This window comes from Pseudidiomarina halophila (assembly GCF_003987215.1).
Lineage (GTDB): Bacteria > Pseudomonadota > Gammaproteobacteria > Enterobacterales > Alteromonadaceae > Pseudidiomarina > Pseudidiomarina halophila.
This window is the reverse complement of sequence record NZ_PIPW01000003.1, coordinates 207349-232210: the sequence shown is the minus strand read 5'-3', so window position 1 is coordinate 232210 and position 24862 is coordinate 207349. Positions and strand designations below refer to the sequence as shown.

Annotated in this window: 17 protein-coding genes; 7 read left to right on the top strand and 10 right to left on the bottom strand. The window is 50.5% G+C overall.

The features are described from left to right. The 3 genes from spoT to gmk are packed head-to-tail and all read right to left on the bottom strand — an operon-like array spanning position 1 to position 3103. Complete coding sequence (spoT, locus tag CWI69_RS10145; RefSeq protein ID WP_126764095.1) at positions 1 to 2115, bottom strand: bifunctional GTP diphosphokinase/guanosine-3',5'-bis pyrophosphate 3'-pyrophosphohydrolase; 2115 nt, start codon at positions 2113 to 2115, stop codon at positions 1 to 3. A gap of 5 nt (positions 2116 to 2120) precedes the next feature. Continuing rightward, on the bottom strand, positions 2121 to 2396 hold the full coding sequence (rpoZ, locus tag CWI69_RS10140; protein ID WP_126764094.1) for a DNA-directed RNA polymerase subunit omega: 276 nt from the start codon (positions 2394 to 2396) through the stop codon (positions 2121 to 2123). 59 nt (positions 2397 to 2455) lie between these two features. Further along, positions 2456 to 3103, bottom strand: coding sequence for a guanylate kinase (gmk, locus tag CWI69_RS10135; RefSeq protein ID WP_126764093.1), 648 nt, complete (start codon positions 3101 to 3103; stop codon positions 2456 to 2458). Positions 3104 to 3196: 93 nt separating this feature from the next. Between gmk and CWI69_RS10130 the strand changes: the two genes are divergently transcribed. After that, the gene (locus tag CWI69_RS10130; protein ID WP_126764092.1) at positions 3197 to 3790 is read left to right on the top strand and encodes a LemA family protein; all 594 of its coding nucleotides are present in this window, start codon (positions 3197 to 3199) and stop codon (positions 3788 to 3790) included. A 16-nt stretch (positions 3791 to 3806) separates the two neighbouring features. Further along, entirely contained in the window at positions 3807 to 5438 is a 1632-nt protein-coding gene (locus CWI69_RS10125) for a M48 family metallopeptidase (RefSeq protein ID WP_126764091.1), read from the top strand. On the opposite strand, the gene CWI69_RS10120 is transcribed toward CWI69_RS10125, so the two are convergent. The 6 genes from CWI69_RS10120 to CWI69_RS10095 form a co-directional block, all read right to left on the bottom strand. Further along, positions 5439 to 6440 carry an alpha/beta hydrolase gene (locus tag CWI69_RS10120; RefSeq protein ID WP_126764090.1) on the bottom strand — a complete coding sequence of 334 codons (1002 nt, stop codon included), beginning with the start codon at positions 6438 to 6440 and terminating at the stop codon, positions 5439 to 5441. 57 nt (positions 6441 to 6497) lie between these two features. Beyond that, a complete protein-coding gene (locus tag CWI69_RS10115; RefSeq protein WP_126764089.1) occupies positions 6498 to 7805 on the bottom strand; it encodes an O-acetylhomoserine aminocarboxypropyltransferase/cysteine synthase family protein in 1308 nt (435 codons plus the stop codon). 75 nt (positions 7806 to 7880) lie between these two features. Beyond that, positions 7881 to 8966 (bottom strand): hypothetical protein, encoded by a 1086-nt coding sequence (locus CWI69_RS10110; protein WP_126764088.1) that lies wholly within the window; start codon positions 8964 to 8966, stop codon positions 7881 to 7883. Next, the gene (locus CWI69_RS10105; protein WP_126764087.1) at positions 8963 to 9862 is read right to left on the bottom strand and encodes an alpha/beta fold hydrolase; all 900 of its coding nucleotides are present in this window, start codon (positions 9860 to 9862) and stop codon (positions 8963 to 8965) included. The genes CWI69_RS10110 and CWI69_RS10105 overlap by 4 nt, the downstream gene beginning before the upstream one ends. An 86-nt stretch (positions 9863 to 9948) precedes the next feature. After that, positions 9949 to 11400 (bottom strand): GAF domain-containing protein, encoded by a 1452-nt coding sequence (locus tag CWI69_RS10100; protein ID WP_126764086.1) that lies wholly within the window; start codon positions 11398 to 11400, stop codon positions 9949 to 9951. Then, complete coding sequence (locus CWI69_RS10095; protein ID WP_126764085.1) at positions 11381 to 15892, bottom strand: EAL domain-containing protein; 4512 nt, start codon at positions 15890 to 15892, stop codon at positions 11381 to 11383. The genes CWI69_RS10100 and CWI69_RS10095 overlap by 20 nt, the downstream gene beginning before the upstream one ends. 79 nt (positions 15893 to 15971) lie before the next feature. Between CWI69_RS10095 and CWI69_RS10090 the strand changes: the two genes are divergently transcribed. The 5 genes from CWI69_RS10090 (at position 15972) to CWI69_RS10070 (ending at position 22132) form a co-directional block, all read left to right on the top strand. Next, positions 15972 to 16457, top strand: coding sequence for a YajQ family cyclic di-GMP-binding protein (locus CWI69_RS10090; RefSeq protein WP_126764084.1), 486 nt, complete (start codon positions 15972 to 15974; stop codon positions 16455 to 16457). 39 nt (positions 16458 to 16496) lie between these two features. Beyond that, entirely contained in the window at positions 16497 to 17783 is a 1287-nt protein-coding gene (locus tag CWI69_RS10085; RefSeq protein ID WP_126764083.1) for a sensor domain-containing diguanylate cyclase, read from the top strand. An 18-nt stretch (positions 17784 to 17801) separates the two neighbouring features. Beyond that, positions 17802 to 18452 carry a class I SAM-dependent methyltransferase gene (locus CWI69_RS10080; RefSeq protein WP_198678939.1) on the top strand — a complete coding sequence of 217 codons (651 nt, stop codon included), beginning with the start codon at positions 17802 to 17804 and terminating at the stop codon, positions 18450 to 18452. Positions 18453 to 18582: 130 nt separating this feature from the next. Next, positions 18583 to 19872 (top strand): anti-phage deoxyguanosine triphosphatase, encoded by a 1290-nt coding sequence (locus CWI69_RS10075; protein ID WP_126764082.1) that lies wholly within the window; start codon positions 18583 to 18585, stop codon positions 19870 to 19872. Positions 19873 to 19996: 124 nt separating this feature from the next. Next, entirely contained in the window at positions 19997 to 22132 is a 2136-nt protein-coding gene (locus tag CWI69_RS10070) for a TonB-dependent receptor family protein (protein ID WP_126764081.1), read from the top strand. Between the two features lie 37 nt (positions 22133 to 22169). Here CWI69_RS10070 and CWI69_RS10065 read toward each other — a convergent pair whose 3' ends face one another. After that, the gene (locus tag CWI69_RS10065; protein WP_126764080.1) at positions 22170 to 24842 is read right to left on the bottom strand and encodes an EAL domain-containing protein; all 2673 of its coding nucleotides are present in this window, start codon (positions 24840 to 24842) and stop codon (positions 22170 to 22172) included. Between the last annotated feature and the right edge of the window lie 20 nt (positions 24843 to 24862).

The following is a 24862-nucleotide window of genomic DNA, read 5'->3' as shown; positions in this document are numbered from 1 at the left end:
TTATTTCCTCAAACGCGCTACGCGTTGCACATCAGGCATTTTACGAATATAACGAATTACATCCGCAAGTTGCTTCCTATCATGAACCGTCAACGCCACATCGATATAGTAAATGTTGGCATCAACTTCCTCTGTTTTCAGGCCGTGAATATTACAGCCCGTGGCGGAAATATTTGATGTTAATTTCGCCAATGCGCCCTGGTGATTGACTACCTCAACGCGCACTTCAGTAATAAACTCATCGTCGGGTTTATTATCCCATTGCACCGGGAAGTAACGGCCGGGCTCTTCTTCATGGCCACGCACGTTTTTACATTCGCTACGGTGAATCACCAGACCTTTACCTGGACTAACATGAGCAATGATGTCGTCGCCGGGTATCGGCCGACAGCATTTAGCAAAGCTGACCAATAGCCCGTCTGCACCTTTAATGGCGAGACTACGGTAATTATTGGTGACGACTTGCTCATCTCTGGCCTGCTGCATTTCACCAAGCAGACGCTTGGCAATGGCTACCGACATCATATTGCCTAAGCCAATCTCACGCAGCAATTGTGCCTTCGATTCGATTTTTACTTCACCACACACCCGCGCAAAATCTTCTTCTTTAATATCATTATAGCTAACCGGCCCGAGCGCTGCCCGCAGCAGACGCTCCCCAAGCTGTTCAGCTTCGCGGGTTTCCTGACCTTTGAGGTATTGGCGGATCTTCGCCCGAGCTTTGCCGGTTACGGCAAAGTTCAGCCACGCAATATTGGGGCGTGAGCCCGATGCCGTTTTTATTTCTACGGTTTGCCCGGTTTCCAACGGTTTACTCAGTGAGTACACTTTGTGATTCACTCGCGCACCGATACAGGTATTGCCGATGTCGGTGTGCACTGCATAAGCAAAATCTACTGGCGTCGCGCCCTGGGGTAATTCAATGATGCGCCCCTCAGGAGTGAATACATAGATTTCTTCCGGGAAAAGCTCTGACTTCACATTTTCAATGAACTCAAATGCGTTACCGGTGCTTTGCTGCAACTCAAGCAAGCTTTGCATCCAGCGGCGAGCACGCACCTGCGCCGTGGTACCACTGTTTTCTTCCGTCTTATACAGCCAGTGCGCGGCAACACCGCGATCCGCCATTAAATTCATTTCTTCGGTACGAATTTGCACTTCAACCGGAATACCATGTGGCCCCTTCAAGGACGAATGCAGCGACTGATAACCATTCGACTTTGGTATCGCAATGTAATCTTTGAAGCGGGTTTCGATTGGCTTGTACAGGTTGTGCAAAGCACCCAACACGCGGTAGCAGGTGTCCACTTCATCAACAATGACGCGAAATGCATAGATATCCATGACTTGTTCGAAGTGCAATTCTTTGTGCAACATCTTCTGATAGATACTGTACAGGTGCTTTTCGCGACCAATCACACGTGCCTGAATGCCATGATCCAGCAACCGGGTTTCAATTTCTTTACGCACCCGTTCGACCAGCTCGCGACGATTACCACGCGCCTGTTTAACCTGCGACTCAAGTAACTTTGCGCGCCACGGATAAAGGGCATAAAAACCAAGCAGTTCAAGCTCGTTTTTAATGTCGTGGATACCTAATCGGTGCGCCAGCGGCGCATAGATTTCGAGAGTTTCGCGGGCGATGCGACGGCGTTTATCAGGGCGCAAGTGACCGATCGTGCGCATGTTGTGGGTACGATCGGCAAGTTTAATCAATATCACCCGAATATCGCTCACCATCGCCATAATCATTTTGCGATAGTTTTCGGTCTGTAATTCTTCTTTGGAATTAAAGGTCAGCTTATCGAGCTTCGATACGCCTTCAACCAGCTCAGCAACCGTCGAGCCAAACTGCTCAGCGAGGTCTTCACGGGTAAATTCGGTATCTTCAATTACATCGTGCAGCAACGCCGCCATGATGGTCTCATGGTCCAGACGCATATCTGCAAGCAGGCCGGCAACGGCCACGGGATGGGTAATATAAGGTTCGCCACTATGGCGTTTTTGCGTTTTATGCGCTTCTGCGGCCAGTTTAAAGGCCGCAGCCGAACGCTGCACCTGATCAGGTGGTAAGTACTCGGCTAATTGCTGCCGAAGCCCTTCAAATAGATACACCCGCGTTACTCACCACCACGAATCGCTTCAAACTCTGCCTGTTCGTCTGATTCTTGTTGCATCATCTGCGAACGCTCTTCAACGTCCAGGCGTGCAGCATCAATCAAGCCTTCTTCGATTTCACGCAAGGCAATAACAGTTGCCTTCTCGTTATTTTTCCACGGCACCAAAGCGTCTTTGCCCTGGATCGCCAGTTGACGAGCGCGACGCGATGCGACCAATACCAGGTCAAATCGGTTGCCAATACGATCAACAGCTTCTTCTACAGTTACGCGCGCCATAGTTACTCCAACTCAATAATTAGATTGCAATTGCAAAATGGGTCACGAATTATACGGATTTACCCGTCGTTCGCCAAGAGATCTTTCAGTTTAGTCGCATGCCGTGATTGCTGCAACGCCATTCGATGGCGACGCGCCAGCACGATATGTTCAAAATTTGTCAGCGTTTCATTAAAGTCGTCATTTACCAGTAAGTAATCAAACTCATGATAATGCGACATTTCCGCCTGCGCTTTCGCCATACGCCCGCGAATTACGTCGTCGCTATCTTGTCCGCGACTGCGCAAGCGTTGTTCTAAAACCGCCAGACTCGGCGGCATAATAAAAATGGACTGGGCTTGCGGATAAGCTTCGCGAACCTGTCGTGCTCCCTGCCAATCGATGTCAAGAAACACATCAATGCCCCTTTTGAGGGTATCTTCGATGACCTTTCGTGAGGTACCGTAGTAATTATCGAAGACTTTTGCCCACTCATAGAACTCATTCGCTTCGATTTTACGCTGAAACGTGGCAACATCGAGGAAGTGGTAATGCTCTCCGTCGATTTCTCCGGGTCGCGGCGCGCGCGTGGTACACGAAACCGAGACTTGCATGCTGCCGTCATTGTGGCGTTCCAGTAATGCGCGGATTAAACTGGATTTACCGGCACCACTTGGTGCGGCAACAATAAATAGATTTCCGTCAGCAGCGGCAGATGTAGTGGTCATGGTTTGGTGGTCACATTATTCACTTGCGATTGACGGCAAAGCATAGCATGTTGCATCTTTCGGTGCGACATCTTAACAACGAGGAAGCTGTCCATGAGTACCAGTTGGATCATCATTATCATTGCCATTGCTTTGTTTATTTACCTAATCAGTATCTACAACAAATTAGTGCGCTTGAAAAATCAATTTGAAAACGCTTTTGCGCAGATCGAAGTGCAACTCAAACGGCGCTATGACTTAATCCCTAATTTAGTTGAGACCGCCAAGGCGTATTTGAGTCACGAACGTGAGACGCTCGAAGCGGTGACTCAGGCGCGCAATCAGGCGGCCGCGGCGTTACCTAAAGCCGCGCAAGACCCCCGCAACTCAAGTGCCATGCAGGAATTAGGTGGCGCAGAAACTGCACTTGGTAGTGCTTTAGGCCGCTTAAATGTGGTGATGGAAGCCTACCCCGAACTCAAAGCCAACGAGAATATGATGCAGGTTTCGGAAGAGCTCACCAGCACCGAGAACCGTGTTGCCTTTGCCCGGCAGGCGTTTAACGATGCGGTAATGAGTTATAACACCTACCGTCAGTCATTTCCGCCGGTCGTTTTTGCCAGTTTCTTCGGTCATGGCAAAGATGCCAGCTTACTGGAATTTGCCGATAGTGCAGAGATCCAGGCTGCGCCGAAAGTTTCGTTTTAATTAATCCGGCGGCATTATGGTCAACTTCTTTGAACATCAACAGCAGGCGCGGCGTAATACCGGCCTGCTGGTGGTTCTGTTCTTCCTCGCGTTCGCGTTGATTATTGGTGCGGTGACCCTGGTCGCCGCATTTATTATTGGTGCTGTAGGCACCAATGGCCAGGGCGAGTACCAGCTGAGCTGGGAACCTTTTATCTGGGTTAGTTTAAGCGTTGGCGGCGGCATCCTCGCCGTAATGCTGTTTAAGTGGTTGCAGCTTAAGGCAGGCGGTAAAGTCATTGCTGAGCACCTTGGTGGCACACTGGTAAGTCCGGATACTCAGGATGCCGTTGAACGGCGTGTTCTGAACGTCGTTGAAGAAATGGCAATTGCCGCCAATATGCCGGTGCCAGCGGTGTACATTTTACCAAACGAAGCTGCCATCAATGCCTTTGCGGCAGGATACGATACCCGCGATGCGGTGATTGGCCTGACCCGCGGCGCAGTGGATACCTTCTCGCGCGAACAGCTGCAGGGCGTCGTAGCCCATGAATTCAGTCATATACTGAACGGCGATATGCGCTTGAATATCCGTTTGATTGCAGCCTTAGCCGGTATCCTGGCTGTGGCTCACCTCGGCCGGATATTGCTTTACTCAGGCCGCGGTGGCCGGGGCCGTAATAAAAACGCGTTGCCGTTATTTGGTTTAGGTTTGATTATCCTTGGTGGTATCGGCATTTTATTTGGCAATCTGATTAAATCTGCCGTAAGTCGGCAACGTGAATACTTAGCCGACGCCGCAGCCGTGCAGTTCACCCGCAACCCTGATGGGCTGTCTGGTGCTTTGAAGCAAATTGGTGCGCGGGACAATGGCAGTCAGGTTAAACATAAAAACGCTGACGAAGCGGCCCATTTATTTTTTGGTGAGGCACTGAATCATTGGTTTAGCATGATGGCGACCCATCCACCACTGGATAAACGCATCAAGCGTATCGAGCCGCGTTGGAATGGTCACTTTCCGGAACCACGTACCGCCCGCAGTCGCTCCGAGCAGGAGCATGTTGCCGCGCAACCTAAGCCTTCCGCACTGAACAAGCTGGCGTTACTGGCACTACCGGCGGTGCTGATGGAGCAGGCGCATAGCCCGCAGCAGGCGCCCAAGCTGGTACATGATCTGGTACTTAGTCAGTTGCTTGACGAACCCAATAAAGCACTGCAAGGCCTGAAACCCGCACAACAGTTGGCCTTGGTTGAGGTCGCGATACCTGCGTTGCGGCAAGCAAGTGAAGGAGATCGCTTGAACCTGCTTAAAGACCTGGAAGCGATGGCGAACAGCCAGGACCTGTTTCACTGGGGGTTGTATCAACTTCTGGCGCGCCAGCTGCTGCCTAAATCACGCTTCAAAGAGACCATCGATAATGCTGAGGCATTACAAGTAACGGTCGATTCTTTGAAACGCACCGATGCGGGTAAACAGGTCGATCGCCAGGCCCTGTGTCTTGCTCTCAATACCTGTCGCGGCTGGGCACCAAAAGCAAAAGCGACCCTGGTGGATAATTGGCTGAATACAGTTCGGGCTGACGCTGTGATATCGCCAGCTGAACGTCAGTTACTGGCGATTCTCTGTGCCTGTATCGAGGTGCCATTGCCGGACGAAATGTTGCAGTAATTAGTCTGCACGTTCGTCCAGCCAGGCCTTGACGTACTCATGCCGTGCGTTGTCCATAACGCCAAGACTCATGTGGTGCAGGCCGGGAGCCATGATTACCCGGACCTGCTCCGACTCTAAAGGTAAATAATAATCATAGGGTGCAATTTCGTCCTTATCACTGGCAACGATCAGTGTCGGTATCTCCAGCTCCGGCAATAACCTGAGCAGATCCGTCGCTGCCATCGGCACGCCTTGTTTTCGCATCGCCGCGACGACGCCATCCTGAATCGAATCCGCCGGCATGACTTTACTCAGATTAGGGTACATAAGCTGGATCATGGCGCTGGTTGCCTGATCCATAGGTCGCATCGGCGCAAATAACATCAGTCCGCTAACATCCTGACGTTGCTTCGCGACGTGGGTGGCGGCCACCGCCCCCATGGAAACGCCTGCTAAATAAAGCGGCCGCGGCACCTCGCGGTTCGGTAAACTGTCGATAAGAGCATTGATCAATGGTGCGTCAAGCACCCCAAACCCGACATGTTGCGCGCTCGAACCGCCGTGGCCAAGCAAATCAGGAACGACAACGTGATAACCCAGGAACATGTAATACGCGGCAAGAAAGCCCATGGTCGATTTATCACCGCCGTAACCGTGTAACAGCACGACCGTACCATTATGCGGTGCTATCGCGTCCCGATTCAGTTCCAGCAATGAATTATCCACCTGCCCATTCACTTCCAGATCAACGTCCAGGGTTAGCTTCTGGAACGCTGTGTCGTCGGTTTCAGTGTGGAGTAAATGGTAGGGTTTGCCAAAATAATAGCCAGTGCATCCACCCAGGTGAGGTAAGCAAAATTCGCGCTTGTTGAGCTGCAAAGTGCGCATGCCCGCTTCGGATTTGTCTTCCCAGTTTACACCTTGTGGTCGTTGTGAAAGTTCATGCTCGATATAGCTTGCACAACCAGACAAGAGCATGCTGCCAATCAACAACATGCCCCAGTAACTCGCTCGTATCATGGCCTGTTCCTACTGCTTTAAAACGTCGAAAGAAAGGCCGACACTATAACCAAACTGTTAACTCAGAGCTACTTCTTCAGAGGTTACCACCAGCGCTTGCTCTAAATCGGCGATAATGTCATCAGGATGCTCAATTCCTACACACAAACGGATCGCTTCAGGGCTTACACCCACCTTTTCCTGCTCTTCAGTGGTTAACTGCCGGTGTGTGGTCGAGGCCGGATGACAGGCTAAAGATTTGGCATCACCAATATTTACCAGACGCTTAAACAGCTTAAGCTTGTCGTAGAAAGCGACGCCGGCCTCGTAACCGCCCTTAAGACCAAAGGTCAGCAACGATGCGGGTAAGCCACCGCGGATATACTTTTGCGCAAGAGCATAGTCCGCGTGCCCCTCGAGTCCGGCATAGTTCACCCAGGCGACGTCGGGGTGGTTTTGCAGAAAATGCAGCACCCGTAAGGTATTCTGGCAGTGCCGCTCAATTCTTAGCTCCAGTGTTTCCAGACCTTGCAGAATTAAAAACGCATTGAACGGTGATAGTGCTGCACCCGTGTTACGCAGCGCCACAGTCCGCGCCCGCGCAATAAAAGCTGCCTCGGCAAAGGCTTCAGTGTAAACGATACCGTGGTACGCTGGCTCCGGTTGCGAGAACTGGGGAAATTTATCCGCATGTTTGACCCAGTCAAATTTACCGCTATCGACAATCAAACCACCAATAGTGGTGCCGTGACCACCGATATATTTGGTCAACGAATGCACGACTATATGAGCACCCCAGTCGATGGGTTTGCACAGGCTTGGGCTCGCCACTGTGTTATCGACGACCAGCGGTACACCGTTGCGTTCAGCGACCTCAGCGTAAGCTTCAAGATCAGCGATAGTTCCGGCTGGGTTACCGATGGTTTCGCAATAGATCGCTTTCGTCTTGTCATCGATGCAGCTTGCGATATCCTCTGCTTTCTCTGACTTGGCAAAACGCACGTCGATACCCAGTGACGGCAGCATGTGCGCAAACAATGTGTAGGTGCCACCATATAGCTGCGGTGTGGTGACAATGTTATCGCCATTTTTGGCGAGGGTTATCAGGGCATATTGAATTGCCGCCATACCGGACGCGACAGCCAAGCCTGCAATACCTCCCTCAAGCGCGGCAACGCGTTGCTCAAGCACATCATTGGTCGGGTTCATGATGCGGCTGTAGATATTTCCCGGTACCGCCAGATCAAATAAATCTGCACCATGCTGGGCATCGTCAAAGGCAAAAGCCGCAGTCTGATAAATAGGAGTGGCAACGGACTTGGTGGTAGGGTCCGTTTCATAACCATGATGAATCGCTAAGGTCGCGGCGCGATAGTTGTGTGTCATAACAGCCTCAATATAGATGTTTATACGTTTAGACGTCCATATTAGCTAAATTTCGCCGTCCTGCAAGCCCTACCTTTAATGTTTTTTAAGTTGTGCAATCAGTTGCAATACATCGCTATGAACACCCGCTGCAGTCACCTCTGGCCCAGCACCAGGTCCCTGAATAACCAGCGGATTGGCATCATACTGTTTAGTGCGGACGGTGAAATTAGCATTGCCGGCTGGCAAGTTGGCATAGACCGATGATTGATTGATGGGTACCAGCTCAGTGCCGCCGTGGTAATTGCCATCATCATCCTGAGTAATGTAGCCAAGATACACCCACTGCTGCGCGTCTGGATGCTCTGTCTGACGCCACTGATCGAAGGCTGTATCAAAGGCGTCCCCTTGTGCGACAAATTCTGCCGTGCTGCACTCGCGTAACTCCGCAGGCACCAGGTTGTGAATAGCGAGATCCTCTAATTGCAGGGGCCAACCCGCTTCCCGCGCGAGAATTATCAGTTTGCGTGCCACGTCCATACCGCCAAGATCAAGTCGCGGATCCGGTTCAGTCAGCCCCTGCTGCTGTGCCTGTTGCAGCCAGTCTGAGAGTTTCTCACCGCTGCGGTAATTTTGAAAAATCCACGACAGTGAACCTGAGAGGTTGCCCTCTATGCGTAGCACTTTATCACCACACAGGCAGCGTTCACGCAAAGCGGTCAAAATTGGCAGTCCTGCCCCGACGGTCGTGTTGTAATACCACTGGCGTTGATATTGTTGCTGTACCCGGCGTAGTTCCTGGTACCAGCTAAGGGCACTTGAGCCAGCGTATTTGTTGGCGGATATAATGTGCGCGCCAGCAGCAACCCAGGCTGGATAACACCGGCTCACCGCTTTTGCGGCAGTCAAATCGATGACAATGGCCTGCTGATCGCGTTCACGGGTACGCTGGAGCCAGGTTTCTACTGTCATTGCCGAGCCCGGTTCAGCCTCGTCATTCAGACTGTTTCGCCAGGCACTTAAATCCACACCGCGCGGTACATCAAGCCAACAGGTGCTGCGGAACAATGCAGTGACTCTGGCCTGAGACGCGAGCGTCAACTGATCTGCAAAGTGGTCAAGCCAATAACCGCCAATGGTACCGACACCGACCACGCCGATAGCAATTTCTGCCTGACTCATAGTTCCTCCAGGAAGTGTTTAATGCCAGGACCAAATGCTGCTGTGTTGAGGATAAACCCATCATGGCCGTGGGCGGTGTCAACTGCTTCATAGCTGTAACAGTCAGGCAGTAACCCGGCTAATTCGGTCAGCAAATGTTCCGGCACCAGCAGATCGTCTTTAAAGCCAATCAGTAAAGTAGGAACCTTGATTTGTTGCGGCGCGACCCGAAAAACGTCCAATGCGGGACCAAACACTGTAAACAACTGTCGCGCGCGCACAGGATCCTGTTGCACCAGACGGAGCGCCCTTTGGTGCATGAAGTCAATCGCATCTACCCCATTGGGGAACCGCGCATCAAGACCACTGCTACCACGATAGCTCACCATCGCCAAAGCCCGTGCCAGCGCAACGCCACGCTCAGCATCGCCAAGCTCCTCCGCTAACCCCACAAAGTCGCGCTGTAAGCTACGCAGCATGATCGCTTGCGCCGCAGGGCGATGCGCAGCTCCGAGCACCACCAGACGGTCAATCTGCAAATCACCAGCAGCTGCCATGGCCATGCCGACACAGCCACCATAAGAACCACCAATAATTGCATGCAGTTGCTCGACACCAAGGCTCATTAGCGCAGTTTGGATGGCTTGCGCCTGTGTTTCGACGGTCGTTGGCGTGACCTGACAGGTGCTTGCCCCCATTCCGCCAAGGTAATCCAGGCTCCACAGGTTATAGCCGAGCAGTCCAGCATTATCAATTAAGCCTTGCCACCACCCCTTGCCAGCAGCCGTATAAATTTCACGACCGCCTGATATGCCGCCCAACACCAGTACGTCAGGCGCGCCCTCGGCGCCCTGTTGGCGCAGCGCAAGTTGCCCTTGTGGAATGGTTATCAGATGGTCGGACTGGCGGTAGCTCATGCAAAGGTGGGTCTCGTCACTCAGGTGTTAAAGCGACTTTAATGGTGTAGGTTGGTTATGTCAATATAGACTTCTAGACTGCCAAACTAAATTTCGTTTAGCAGTAACCGTAGCTTCATCAGCTTAATCCGGGTGTTCCGATCCCAGGGCTTGCTGTTGGAATATCGCGTCTCGATCCACTTTTCAAAGGAACGCCGCGGTGAAATCGGCACATCAGGATCATAACTTTCTTCTGGTTTATCCGGACGTCCTCCCCACATGACCTCGTGCATATGAGCTTGCCTAAGGGCAAAAAACTCGACCTCATGATCAGGTGCCAGTACATTAGTCAGCACTGCCACACCAGCTATCGCGGTTAAGTCAATCTGCGGTAAGTCCTTTAAAAGGTTATCAGAAAACCACGACATCTCGCCCTCTTGTGCAAGGTGTTCAATGATTACTTCCCGCGTTTCAGGCTCAATTTCCAGGCCAGCTTTGAGGATTTGTCGGGGGGTGGAAATCATCACGCCGTCGCAGGCAAATTCCTGCATTAGCCACTCAGACATTTCCTGCCAGTACAGCTCATAATCCTCGCGATTGATTAGTTGCTGATGGAAATAATTAAACTGATGCTGCATCCGTTCATGCATTTCAATACGCTGCTGAGTACGGAAATCACGCAGTGCAAAATTGTAATCCTTTACCAGTTCGCTGATATGACTGAGTATGCTGTAATCAAAAGCGCGGGGTTCATCGTGGTGCAATGCAATCAACGCCAGCAGCTCATTTTTACCCGCAATCGGCCAAGACACTGATGCACTGACCTTCATATTGCATAAGTAATGCAGGTGTACAGGTGATACGCTGCGCAACTCGGCGTGGGTCAGATCTGGTACTGGCAAGTCTTCGGCGCTAACCAAGGGCACAGCGGTTGCCTGGGTGTCATAGATTGCGCGCCATGGATTTTGCAGATACAAATGACGGGCGATTTGCGGAATGTCGCTAGCTGGAAATCGCAGCTGCAAGTAGCTGCCGTTTGCTCTTTCGTGCTTGGCTTCTGCGGTGACTTCACCGTCGCCGGTGCCAAGAAACTCGTAGTACATGACCCGAGTCGCCTTCGTCACCTCTGCAATATAGCTGATCAGTAATTGCTGATAATCTCGCATCTCGTCATGCGAATGAATTGCATCAGGAAATCGGCTCATAGCCGAGGGAATACGCCTTTCCCGTTGGGTGGGCATAAGCTCAACGACTATGCCGCCACCAGGTACCGGGCTGAATATCACATCTAAATAATCATTTTCGCGCTCAAGCTCAGCGGCGAAATAAATCCGCTCGCCGGTATATTGCTTAAGTAAACCACGCATTTGCGGAGGTATCTGGCGTCCCAGGTAGGACCGCGCATCACCGCGCCAGACGGCGGCCATATTAACGGACACATGAGTCACCTGATAGTCATGGTCAAGCACAAACACGGCGCCATGAGGCTGAATCGCACCGGTTAAATGCAGCTCTTCCTGTTCACATTGGGTGATGAACTCACTTGTCGATGTCGCCATCCTGCTCGTCCTTTTTTGCCTGTATCAGTTGCTCAAATTTGGCTAACGCCATGGGTTTGGAAAAATAGTAGCCTTGTGCGTAATCACAGCCCTCTTTGCGCAGCCACTCCGCTTGTTCCCGGGTCTCAACACCTTCAGCGACAGTACGAATATTCAAGGCTTTAGCCATTGCCAATATCGCCCGGGCGATAGCTTCATCGTTGGTGTTCGACACAACCCCGTCAACGAAGGATTTATCTATTTTCAATTCAGCTAAAGGTAAACGTTTTAAATAACTTAGGGAAGAATAACCTGTGCCAAAATCATCAATGCTAAGCTGGATACCTGCATTTCGGAGTCGCTCAATGTTCCCTAACTCGGTATTCTGCTGGGTCACCAGTGTGCGTTCAGTCAACTCGATCTGGATCATCAACGAACTTACTTTGTACTGTTTTAAAAGGCGCAATAATAAATCGACATAGGACTCATTCTGGAAGCTCTTCGGCGACGCGTTAAGTGCCATAATCGGGAATTTCAGACCTTGTTCATGCCACTTCGCGATTTGCCGAATGAGTTTGCGAGCCACAAAGCAGTCGATATCGACGATCAAATTTGATATCTCCGCTGCGGGAATAAATTCCGCCGGTGAAATGAAGCCATGCGTCGGGTGTTTCCAGCGCAACAAAGCTTCAGCACCAACAAACTCAGGCGTATCCAGCAATGCATATTTCGGCTGATAGACCAAGCTAAGTTCATCTTTCTGTAGCGCAAGCCGCAGGTCATTCTCCAGCCGCGTTTGCCGCAACATTTGTGACTGCAGCTCTTCTTTATAGAGTTCATAGCGCCCGCGACCGTTTTCTTTCGCGCGGTACATAGCGGTATCAGCAGCCTTCAACAGCGCCGCAACGCTCATGCCATCGTCGGGGAAAATAGCAATACCAACACTGGCGCCCAGATAATGGCGTTCACGTTGAATGTAAAATGCTTTACTCAGCACCTCGATAACACTGCGCGCAACGCGTTCAACCGCCGCCATCGTCGAATCTACGATAATGATCGTAAACTCATCACCGCCTAGACGCGCTACTGTATCCATATCGCGCGCCACATCCTGCAAACGTTCAGCGGCTTGTCTTAGCAGTTCATCACCGGCATCGTGACCAAGAGTATCGTTAAGATTTTTGAAGTTATCTAAATCGATAAACAGCAAGCCAACTTCGGTCTTTTTGCGTTTTGCAAGTTCCAGTGCGTGATCTAACCGGTCGTGAAATAACGTCCGGTTTGGCAACCCAGTCAGACTATCGTGCGTTGCCAGATATTCGACTTTACGTTGCGATTCCTTGAGATTGGAAATATCCGCGAATACCGCAACGTAGTTCGCTTCTGCGTCGTTTGCAGCCTGAATACGATTGATTGTAAGCCAGATGGGTAAGACATGATCACCAGCGGCTATAATCGCGGTTTCACCCTGCCAGAAGCCCACCTCTGTGACTTCCTGCTGAATCCGTTCGGCTACCATATGCCGCTCATCTGAACTCCCCAACAACTGCCAGAACGAGCGCAGCACGATTTTCTCTTCGGTTTCATGAGTCAGCTTTAAGAACGCTGTGTTTACCGTTTGCACCTGACCCTCTGCATCCAACACCACGATCGCTTCTCCGGCTTGTTCGTAAACCCGGGCAGCGATCTGCAACTGCTGTTCGGCGTTCTTTTTGATTGTGATGTCTTCGGCTTCGTTAAGGATCGCATAAGCCTTACCGCTAGTATCGGTTAGCGCCTGGTGGACAATGCGGAAAATACGTTTACTACCGTCGTTTAACTGATAGGTGTGTTCAGCAACAACGGGTTCGAGTTCGCGTAATGCGCGTAAATCATGCTCCCATACAGCGCTGGCGAATGCATGCGGAAACAGATCAAAATCAGTGTGTTTTATCGCTTGTTCTTCGGCAACTGAGAAACTCTCACAAAACTGCGGATTGACCAGTGAGTAGTGCCCGCTCAGATCCTTCATCGCCAGCAAAATTGTAGTGTTGGTCAAAATTTTATTCAGTTGTTCTTGTGAGGCTCGCAGCTGTTCATGCGCCTGCGCAATATCAGTGACATCGATGAAGGTAAGCAACAGGGTTTCAATCGTTTCTTTCGACCCCAACCCCGGCGCTACCGTGACTTGCATTACCTGGTCACGGTCGCGGCACCAGTGCTGTTGCACATCACTGGTCGCCAGCGCAGCTTGAGCCAGTGTTTTCACTGTGTCCTGCAAATAACTCGGGAACTTCAGTTTGCTGAGTAAACGTTGCTGCATGTTCTGGCGCAGACCGAACATGCGCTGGGCAGCAGCATTGAAACGTTGCAGTCGTGCCTCGCGGTTAAACACCAGAATAGGGAAATCGAGAGCATCGTAAACGTGCGTGTATTCTTCGTTGAGTTTAGCCAGCTGATGTGTGCGGCTATTCAGTTCCTGATTCAGACTCAGTAACTCTTGGTTGCTGGTCTGAAGCTCTTCATTTGCAGCTTCAAGCTCTTCATTACTCGCTTGCAACTGTTCATTGGATACTTGCGACTCTTCATTAAGCGACTGCATTTCTTCGTTTGAGCTTGCCAGCTCTTCCAACACTCTTTGCAAGTACTCCTTGGTCGCTACAAGTTCTTCCTGTAACCAGTTAGTTTGTTCATCATCGGTTGTTATCGAACTGTCTTTGCTGTGCATGACGCTGTGCATACCAAAGGGTCGTAATACCACGACCGGTAACGATTGCACTGCGGTTTTTAGCGGCAGAATCAGCAACTGCCAGCCTTCGCCGTCGAGCTCCTGGCGTTGTCCTTCAAGCAACTGAGGTTGGCGCTGGAACCGATGTAACAGGGTAATAAGCTCTGATCGAAACGCTGTTGTTATAGCGTCCTGCACCGGGCTTTCAGCTTGATCCTCGGGAAGCTCAAAGAACTGGCCGACATTACCCCAGCTGCGCTTGATTCTGTGCTTGCTATTTAACTCGACGATAATCCAACCAAGCTCTTTAGTAATCGCACTTAACAGCTTGTGGTCATGAGCAACATTGCTCTTCCTCTGTGTTGATGTAAGCGGGCGGGTCGACGACGCTGATTTTGCTTGTGTTAACTGCGCTGACTTACAAAACAGGCGCTGATTGCGATCAAGCACGGTGAATAGGTCATCTTCTGTGCCGACGCTCTCTGATCGGCCCAGAAACATGCAACCATTGCTGTTGAGAGCAAAATGAAAGCGTTTGAGTACTCGCTGTTGCAACTCCGCATCGAAGTAGATCAATACGTTTCTACAAGTGATAAAATCTACCCGCATAAAGGGCGGATCACTGACCAGGTTATGCTTGGCGAACACCACCATATCGCGTAATTTCTTTCCTACTTCATAGTAGTCGCCGTCTTCCACGAAATAACGGGAAATAAACTGCTCATCGACTTCAGTCAATGCACCTTTACTGTAACGGCCGCGTCGGGCAATCTTCAGCGCCTGTTCGTCAATATCTGTGGCAAATAACTGCACTTGCTTGTCAATGCCTTCTGCGAGCATCAACTCTGCCATTAGAATCGCCACCGAGTAAGCTTCCTCGCCGGTAGCACAACCGGCAATCCATACGCGCCACTCGGCGAGCTCAGTGTTGCTCTGATAGTAGTCAGTCAACACCTGGCTGAAACGGGCAAAGGATGCTGGATCACGAAAGAACGTCGTCACCGAAATCAGCAAGTCACGCCCCAGCAAAGACACTTCCTTTTTATGTGTCTCCAGATAAGTGAGATAGTCATCCATGGATGCATTTTCCGTAGCCGCCATTCGCCGTTTAATACGACGTAACAGCGTTGCCTGCTTATAACCAGAAAAATCATGACCGATGGACGCTTTTACTAATTTAATCAGACGTTTTAACTGGGCTGTTTCCTGCATCTCATGGACATCAGCCAGTTTACAAAACTCATTCATTCTTTCTGCGATTTCGGCCACCGGAAGAATAAAGTCAGCGGCGTCGGCTAAGATTGCCGAACGTGGCATGCCATCGTATTTCGCCTCAGCCGGCTCCTGGACAATGGCAATACCGCCTGCAGCCTGAATGGCACGCAAACCTGAGGTACCGTCCGAGCCGGTCCCCGAAAGCACAATGCCTATGGCACGTTCTCGTAGTTGCGCTGCCAGCGAAGCAAAGAAAGTGTTTACCGAGGGTTTTACCGAAACCTCTGCTTTTGCCTTTTGCAGTACGGCCTTACCGTCGGCATAGCTGGCGTGATAGCCCGGGGGTACCAGATAGATACCGCCAGCTTCGAGCAGCGTATCTGAGGTCAGTTCAATCACCTTACGTTTACTTTCGCGCCCAAGAATCTCTGCCATCACGCTTTCATAGTCAGGTGACAAATGTTGCAAAATAACTAATGCTGCCGGAATCGATTCCGGCAGATGTTGGAGTAGCTTTGAGACAGCCTCAAGCCCGCCTGCTGAGGCACCGATGCCAATAACATTTAATGCGGTAAGCTGATTATTTTGCATACATTTCCTTGTTATACGCGCACTTATTAAAGATAATAAAACATAATTTTACGTAAAACTGATTAGAAAGGTAAAAACTATGCCTTCTTTTGACATTGTTTCTGAGATTGACACGGTCGAACTTAAAAATGCCGTAGATAATGCCAATCGCGAATTAGCAACACGGTTTGATTTTCGTGGTGTCGACGCGCGTATAGAACTTAAAGAATTGGTCGTGACGCTTGCTTCAGAGTCTGACTTTCAGGTCCAGCAATTGCACGACATCTTTGCTAACCACTGCGCCAAACGCAACGTTAGTCTGGCGGGGAGTGAATCACCCGATCAATTAACCCACAGCGGCAAGACCTATAGTACCACAGTCGCTTTAAAACAAGGTATTGATCAAGTTTTAGCCAAAAAGATAGTGAAGCTGATCAAAGATAGTAAGCTCAAGGTCCAGGCTTCAATTCAGGGCGATAAAGTACGGGTCACCGGCAAGAAGCGCGATGACCTGCAGCAGACCATGGCAATGCTGCGTGAAGCTGACATCGAATTGCCGCTACAATTTGAGAACTTTCGCGATTAAGACTATTACTTAATTAAGCCCCGCAGCAATGAGCCGAGAATGAAAGGATACAGTCTCCTTAAGCGAATGCCCGGTATCACCTATCAACTCATTCGTGATCCAGCGGGGTGTTTTCGTTTTACTTATATCAGTGCATCTGTTGAGGCGCTGCTGGGTTTGCAAGTTGAAGATCTGTTAAACGATGCGAACGACTTTCTCACAGCCATCCACCCGGACGACTACGCTGAGGTCATGAACGGTAAGCAGCTTTCTGCAGAGCAGCATCGCGACTGGCACCACCCGTTTCGCTTTATCCATAAAAGTGGCCAGGTACTCTGGCTCGATGCCCATGAGCGCGGCGAGCAGCAGAAAGATGGCACCCTGATCTGGACCGGTTACCTGGTTGAAGCTACCGAGCGCAAGCGCCTCGAGAACGAGCTGATTGCCAGCGAGCACCGCTTTCGCACCCTCATCGAAGAAGCTAATGATATTATCTTCACGGTAAATATTAACGGCATCATTGGCTATTTATCGCCGAACTGGAAACAACATGTCGGTTATGAGATTGACGAATCCATAGATCAGTCTTTTGAGGAAATCGTTCATCCGGATGATGTCCCATCGTGCAATGCGTTTATTCATTCGACAATTAACGGCGGCCCGCCGGTAAAGGATATCGAATTCCGTATCCGTCATGCTAACGGCGAATGGTTGTGGTTCACCTGTCGCGCCTCGTGCATTCACGATAACCAGGACGAGCATCCGCACTTGCTGGGCATTGCCCGCGAAATAACTGAACAGCGTCAGCAGCGTGAGAAAATGGCGCGCATGGCACGCCAGGATATGCTCACCAATCTACCCAACCGGGCGTATTTTGATGAGCTGTTTGAACGTAGCTTACTACTCTGCACCCAGCAACAGCGGGCACTGGCGGTGCTATTTGTCGATCTCGATAAATTTAAACCCGTGAACGATACCTACGGGCACAGTGTCGGTGACCAACTGTTAATTCATGTTGCCCGTCGTATTAAGTCCTGTTTGCGGGATACGGATGTTGCTTGTCGCACCGGTGGCGATGAGTTTTTGATCCTGGCCAACGATTTGGCCGACGTCGAAGCAGCCCAACGTGTGGCACGTAATATTGCCGATCGGTTGCGCGAAGAGTTGGCAAAACCGTTTTCTATCGAACAGCTGACGCTGACAATTTCAGCAAGTGTAGGTATCGCAATCTACCCTGCTCATGCCCGTCAGGCCGGTGATATTCTCCGTTGTGCTGACCGCGCCATGTACCAGGCCAAGATCGACGGTCGCAACTGTGTACGCATCGCCACTTGCAAAAATGATTAGTTGTTCCAGGGCCCTGATGTGAACTGTGGATTATGCAATCAACAAAATCACGAGTTGTTTTATACCCAGCGACGCGGCCGTTTACGCGGTCGTGAGTACTGGCGCTGTTGTAGCTGTGAACTTATTCAGGTGCCTGAGCAACAGCGGTTAACTCCCGACGAAGAAAAAGCCATTTACGATTTTCACGAGAATTCGCCCGATGATCAGCGTTATCGCGATTTCCTGGCACGGATCGCGATACCTCTTCAGCAACAGTTAGCACCGGAAGCCCGGGGTCTTGATTACGGCTGCGGACCCGGCCCTACGTTACCGTTAATGATGACTGAAGCCGGCTTTCCCTGCAGCGTCTACGATATTTATTACGCCCCTCATCCGGAACGCCTGCGGGAAAGTTATGACTACATTACCTGCACCGAAGTCATCGAACATCTGGGACAGCCAGCACAGGTGATTCAACAGCTTGTCGACTGTTTAGTCCCGGGGGGCCACCTGGCATTTATGACCAAACGCCGGCGCGATCTCGAACAGTTCAAAGGTTGGTCTTACCGCAATGACCCGACCCACATCAGCTTTTTTCATATCAACAGCTTCGCGTGGCTCGCCCACCACTGGCAGCTCGACAACGTTTACACCAGTGACGATGCGATGATTTTCCGCCTACCCGATTAAGCAACCTTAAGCAGCACCCTCCCGGCCCTGCACAAAGTTTGTCATTCAGCAGGTCCTTAGTTGGTATCTTCGACCAAACATAGCATACTAGAGCCATTACCTTTAACACCCTAGTTCGCAAGGATTTAACATGACTGCACATTGGCAAGCACGCCGCTCAGGTCCTTCCACTCAACGCCCTGGTGACCGCCGTACCGCCTGGCAGCGTGATCGGGCCCGGGTATTACATTCCGCTGCTTTTCGGCGCTTGCAGTCAAAAACTCAAATTATGAACGTAGGTGAAAACGATTTCTATCGAACCCGCCTGACCCATTCATTAGAAGCTGCGCAAATAGGGGCATCTCTAATTAATCAACTGGCCCATGTCGGAACTGAAGACGAAGTCGCGATGCTGCCGGATCTCAATCTCATGGAAACCCTCTGTCTTGCCCACGATATTGGCCATCCACCTTTTGGACACGGTGGTGAAACAGCACTTAATTTCAAAATGCTCGGCTCCGGTGGATTTGAAGGCAACGGCCAGACCTTTCGTATTGTCGGCAAACTGGAGGCCTATCACCCTGAACATGGTATGGACCTTACCCGCCGGACACTGTTGGGGTTGCTTAAATACCCGGTGTTGATGCCCGAACTGCCGCAACCATCAGCTGCGGAGAATCCCGGTAGTCTAGCTCAATGGCGTCCGGCAAAGGCACTGTTCGCCTGTGATTCAGACCTGCTGGATTGGGTTCTCGAACCTCTGTCAACGGCAGACCGGGGGCTGTTTCAGGCGGTGGATACTTTACCAGAAAGCCCCTGGCAGCGGTCCAGACACAAAAGTCTCGACGCTTCCTTAATGGAGCTGGCTGACGACATTGCTTATGGTGTTCACGACCTGGAAGACGCAGTGGTTACCGGTACTCTGTCCGAAAGCCAGTGGCATGCCCACCTCGACGGCGTGGTTGCTAATCTTGACAGTGACCTGGCTAAGCTGATGCAGCAACTCGGCCGTCAGTTATTCTCTCAGGAACACAGTGTGCGCAAAGACGCTATTGGTGCACTGGTGAATATTTTTGTCACCAAGGTACATCTGACCGAGGTCTTAGCTGAGGCTGAAGAGCCACTGGTACGTTTTAATGCATGTTTACCGCAACCTGAACGTTATTTACTCGATAGTTTGAAGGCTGTGGTGTTCGAGCACGTCATCAATCAGCCAGCCATTCAGCAACTACGTTATCGCAGTCAAAATATGCTGCTAAACCTGTTTAGCGCCTTCCATGCCGAACCCATGCGATTGCTGCCGCAAAACACGCGAGCGCGCTGGCAGGCAGCTTTTACACAGGCCGGGCAAGCTGCAGCTGACCGGATTTTATGTGACTACATCGCTGGCATGACCGACGATTACGCGGAACGCATGTATCGTAACTTGTTTGTGATTTAAACAGTTTTGAGCTAAATCCCGACTACCTAAATAGGAATAACTCGCATTTGCTATTGCAAATGCGAATAGTTTTTATTTATACTCTCCCCCGTCTAATAATAACTTGATTTCATTGGGGGAAAATATGCGTTATTCGATGATTGCTAGCGCCCTTGCGGTGGCGTTAACAAGCACAACCGGCGTTGCAGCAGAAACAAGCGCGCCAGATGGCACGGAAGTTATCCAGATTATCGGCTCAAAAGCTGATGCAAAAACCGTCGCAGGATCAGGAGCCGTCATTGCACCTGAACAACTCGACGTGGAAGTTAACGCTGACATTAACCAGCTGTTAAAAACAGTTCCAGGCGTTTACATTCGTGAAGAAGATGGCCAGGGCTTACGTCCTAATATCGGTATCCGCGCTGCAGCTGGTGGTCGCTCAAGCAAAGTCACTCTGCTTGAAGACGGCGTGCTGATTGCACCTGCTCCCTACTCCAATCCCGCTGCTTATTACTTCCCTGAAGCTTACCGTATGCACAGTATTGAAGTACTGAAAGGCGCGCCTTTACTGCGTTACGGTCCGCAGACGACAGGCGGTGTCATCAACCTGCTGACCACGCCTATTCCACAGGAACCTCAGGGGCAGGTCACCCTGCGTATGGGCGAGAATAACAGTCGCGATATCCATGCCTACTATGGCGGCACAGCAGGCTCCTTTGGCTGGCTAATCGACACTGTGCAGCGTGATTCGAATGGTTTTAAAGACATCGACCGCAGCAACCGTGATGCAGGTTACGATATCGAAGATTATCTGGTGAAGTTGCGCTGGTCTGGGATCAATCAAAGTTTGACCGCTAAGTTACAATACTCTGAGCAAATTTCTAACGAGACCTACGCCGGGCTTACCGAAGCAGATTTCGCGGAAAATCCAAATCGCCGTTATGGTCTGACCGCAATTGATCAGATGGATAATCAGCATTCTGGTTTCACTTTAACTTACGATGCTTCGTTAACAGATACCGTGGACTTTACCGCTATCGCCTACCGCAATGACTATAAGCGCGACTGGTTCAAAGGCAGTCCTGGCGGTCTTATTGATGCAGCTAACGCCGGCGATGCTGACGCAATCGCCGTATTGCATGGTGAACAGGATTACGCGGGATTGGATTATAAACACAACAATCGTGCCTACGAATCTTATGGTCTTGAACTGCGTTTGACCGCACTGCTCGGCGAGCATGAGCTTGAGTTTGGCGCACGTGACCACAGCGACCGTATGGATCGGTTCCAGCCAGTCGAAGTTTACGACCAAATCAATGGCAGCCTGGTCTATCAGGAAACCATTCAGCCTACCGGCAGTAACAATCGCCTGGAAGGTGCTGACGCCAATGCGTTCTGGCTCGCGGATACCTGGCAGGCAACAGCCGCGTTGAAAGTTCAGGCAACAGTGCGCTATGAAGACGTTGAAACCTATCGCAAACAGTTTAGCAACACAGACCGTAGCGACGAGCCAAGCTTCCGCAGCAGCAATGCACAAGAAGTATTGCCGGGCGTCTCTTTCACTTATGACCTCAATGAGCAAGTACAGCTATTAGCCGGTGTTCACCGTGGTTTTGCCCCGTTAGGCGGCGGTGCGAAAGAAACTGACGAACCTGAGACAAGCACCAACTTCGAATTTGGCGCACGTTACAATCAGGCCGACTTTTTTGCCGAAGCTATCATGTTCCGCAGCGACTTTAACAATCAGGCAGAAAGCTGCTCGGTTGCCAGCCCATGTAGCAATGGCGCAACTTCGGGAAGTTTTGTTACCGGTGAAGCTTTGGTTCAGGGCTTGGAAGTTCAACTGGGACAAACCTGGCGTCAAGGCGCTGTAACCATTCCTGCAAGCTTCAACTATACCTATACCAGTGCCGAAATCAGTGAAGATAATAGCGTCAGCGGCGTACAAGATGGCGATACCTTAGCTGACATTCCGGAGCATATTTTCAGTGCCCGCTTTGGTTTCTTGCACGACAACGGCTGGGACAACCATTTCATCATTAAATACATGGATGAAACCTGTGTCAGCGTAGGCTGTCAGCGTGAAAACGACCCGCTGCAGGTGACTGAAGCGCTACTGACCATGGACTGGGTAAGTCGTTATCCGTTGTCTGAGCAAACCACTGTATTTTTGAAGGTCGACAACGTATTTGATGAGCAAGTTATTATTTCACGACTACCTTATGGTGCACGGCCAAACAAGCCGCAAACCGTTTCAGTAGGCTTTGATTATCGTTTCTAAGCTTCGCTGTTAATGCAATAACCCACAGCAAGCGCAATCAGGATTGCGCTTGCTGTTTTTTTATCCAGTCCAGCACCTCGGCAAGTGGCTGCGGATGACAGAACAAGTACCCCTGCATCAAGTCACAACCATGCTCAAGCACATAAGCACGTTCTGCCTCGGTTTCCACGCCTTCCGCAACCGTTCTAATATCTAGTTCGCTGGCGATAGCCAGGACCCCACGCGTGATCGCAGAATTACGCCGGGTGCTATCGACATTGTGAATAAAGGACTGATCGATTTTCAAACCATCGACCGGCAACTGATTCAAATAACTTAAACTGGCAAAACCGGTACCAAAATCGTCGATTGAAATCCCCAGACCAAGCTCGCGCAGCTTATGTAACAACGCGATCATATTGTTGCTGTCGCGCATAAATACATTCTCAGTAATCTCGATGGTCAGCTGTCCCGGCTGTATCGCAAATTCGGTCAGGATGTCATTAACATTTTCGATGAAGTCGTCACGATAAAACTGTAGCGGCGAGAAGTTTATACTAATAGTTTCCAGGCCGGTTCCAAGTAGTGTCTCTGCATCACTACAGGCTTGCCTGAACACCCAGTCTGCAATTGCGATAATTTGACCCGTAGCCTCAGCTAACGGGATAAACTCGCCAGGTGAAATGTAACCCTTTTCCGGATGCCGCCAACGAACCAAAGCTTCGACCGCACGCGGTTGCCCGTTAACATCAACGATGGGTTGGTAAAAGAGTTCAAACTGCTCGGCCTGAATTGCCTCTTGCAGCTGTGTGCGTAATTCAATCTGGTGCTGCATACCGGCATCCAGATCAGCACTGTACCAATGATACGAGCTGCCGCCACGGCGTTTGGCTTCATACATGGCAACATCGGCCCGTTGAATTAACTCAAGCGGATTGGTAAACAGGGTACTGTTGTCGGCGATACCTATGGTCGCTGACAGCGATACTTCCAACTCATTAAAACGATACGGTTGATGAAATTGGTCTAACAAACTACCCGCGAGCTCACTTACTGCGTCGCGGTCATGTGTCGTACACACCACCGCGACAAATTCATCACCGCCAAAGCGTGCCAATAAATCGTTCGAACCCATTTGTCCCAGTAAGCGCTGAGCGGTTTCATCCAGGATGCGATCGCCAACAGCATGGCCGAGACTGTCATTTATCGGTTTGAAACCGTCCAGATCGATAAATAAAACTGCAATTAATCCTTCATCATCCGCCGAGGCTTCTTCCAGACATTCAGCCAAACGCTCTTCTAAGGCATTGCGATTAGGTAACCGGGTCAAGACATCATGTTTAGCGAGAAATTTCAGTTGCTCTTCGCGTTCTACACGCTCGGTAATATCGCTCTGCAATCCAATAAAGTGGGTGACCTTCTCACCACTATCGCGCACCGGCGAAATGATTAAATCATTCCAGAACGGGGTGCCGTCTTTGCGGTAGTTAAGAATGGTAACGCGGACTTCACTGCGGGTACTAAGACCATCACGAATTTTTTGTACGGTTGCCGGATCAGTATCAGGCCCCTGTAAAAACCTGCAGTTGCGCCCGATAATTTCTTCATCATCGAGAAAACCTGTGATTTCTTTGAATGCTGGATTGACATAAATGATCGGGAAATTTGATTTATTGGCTTCGCAAATAATCAAACCGTTGGTACTGGATTCAACACTTCGCTCAAGCAACGCCAATTGAGATTCATTACGACGCGCGGAAGTTACATCTTTGGCGATCCCATGCACACCGGTGATTTCCCCATTAATGACAATAGGCATATTGGTGACATCAAGATCGTGCAGTTTACCGCTACGGTCATATATTTTTATCTCATAACGCTGCGGTTTACCTGACAAGGCTACTTCGAAGTGGTTTTTCGTCCGCGCCCGATCAAACTCAGGTATCACCAGTTCATAATGCTGACCCAGTACTTCTAACTCTTCATAACCAATAAGATCTGAGCCAGCGCGGTTCAGACTCATAAAGTTACCGTCCCGATCGAGAGTAAAGACAGCCTCTGGATTGTAACTAAACAGTGAACGATTATGCTGCTCGCTGCGCTCACGCTGTATCCGATCATTATGTTGATCGATCACCAGCGCAACCAGGTCACGGCTGCGCTGAATCAGATCCAGTTCTCTCAGGCAGGGTTTACGCGGTTTAGTAAAGTAAACAGCAAAGGTACCAATGACGTTTTTATGGGTTGGCGACATGACCGGATATGACCAGCAAGCGCGCAACTTATAGTCCTCAATAAGTTTTGCGTAGCTGTCGAAGCGCGCATCTTTAGTCATATCCTCGACCACCACAGGAACGCGACGATAGGCCGCGGTGCCACAACCCCCCGCACCATCAGCTATAGGCAATCCTTGTAGCGCGTCGGTAAAAGCCTTGGGCAGACTTAGGGTACCTGCGGCATTAAGTACACCTTTAACAGGATCGACCAACATGACTGAACACATCGCATCGCTAATTTGCCCTTCGATCAAGGTACAAATATCGGTCAATTTTTCTTCAAGGGGTTTGTTTTGGGCAAGTGAAGCTAAGGTACGGAATTTGGCATCAACCAGACGAGACAGACGCACACGCTCACGATGGCCGATCCACCAGCCAATCGCGATGCAAAAAAGTGCAAGCAGCAGCCCGTAAACCAGAAACTGGTGCTGCCACTCAAGTTGTCCAATCGTCACAGACCATCCTTTCAATTGCG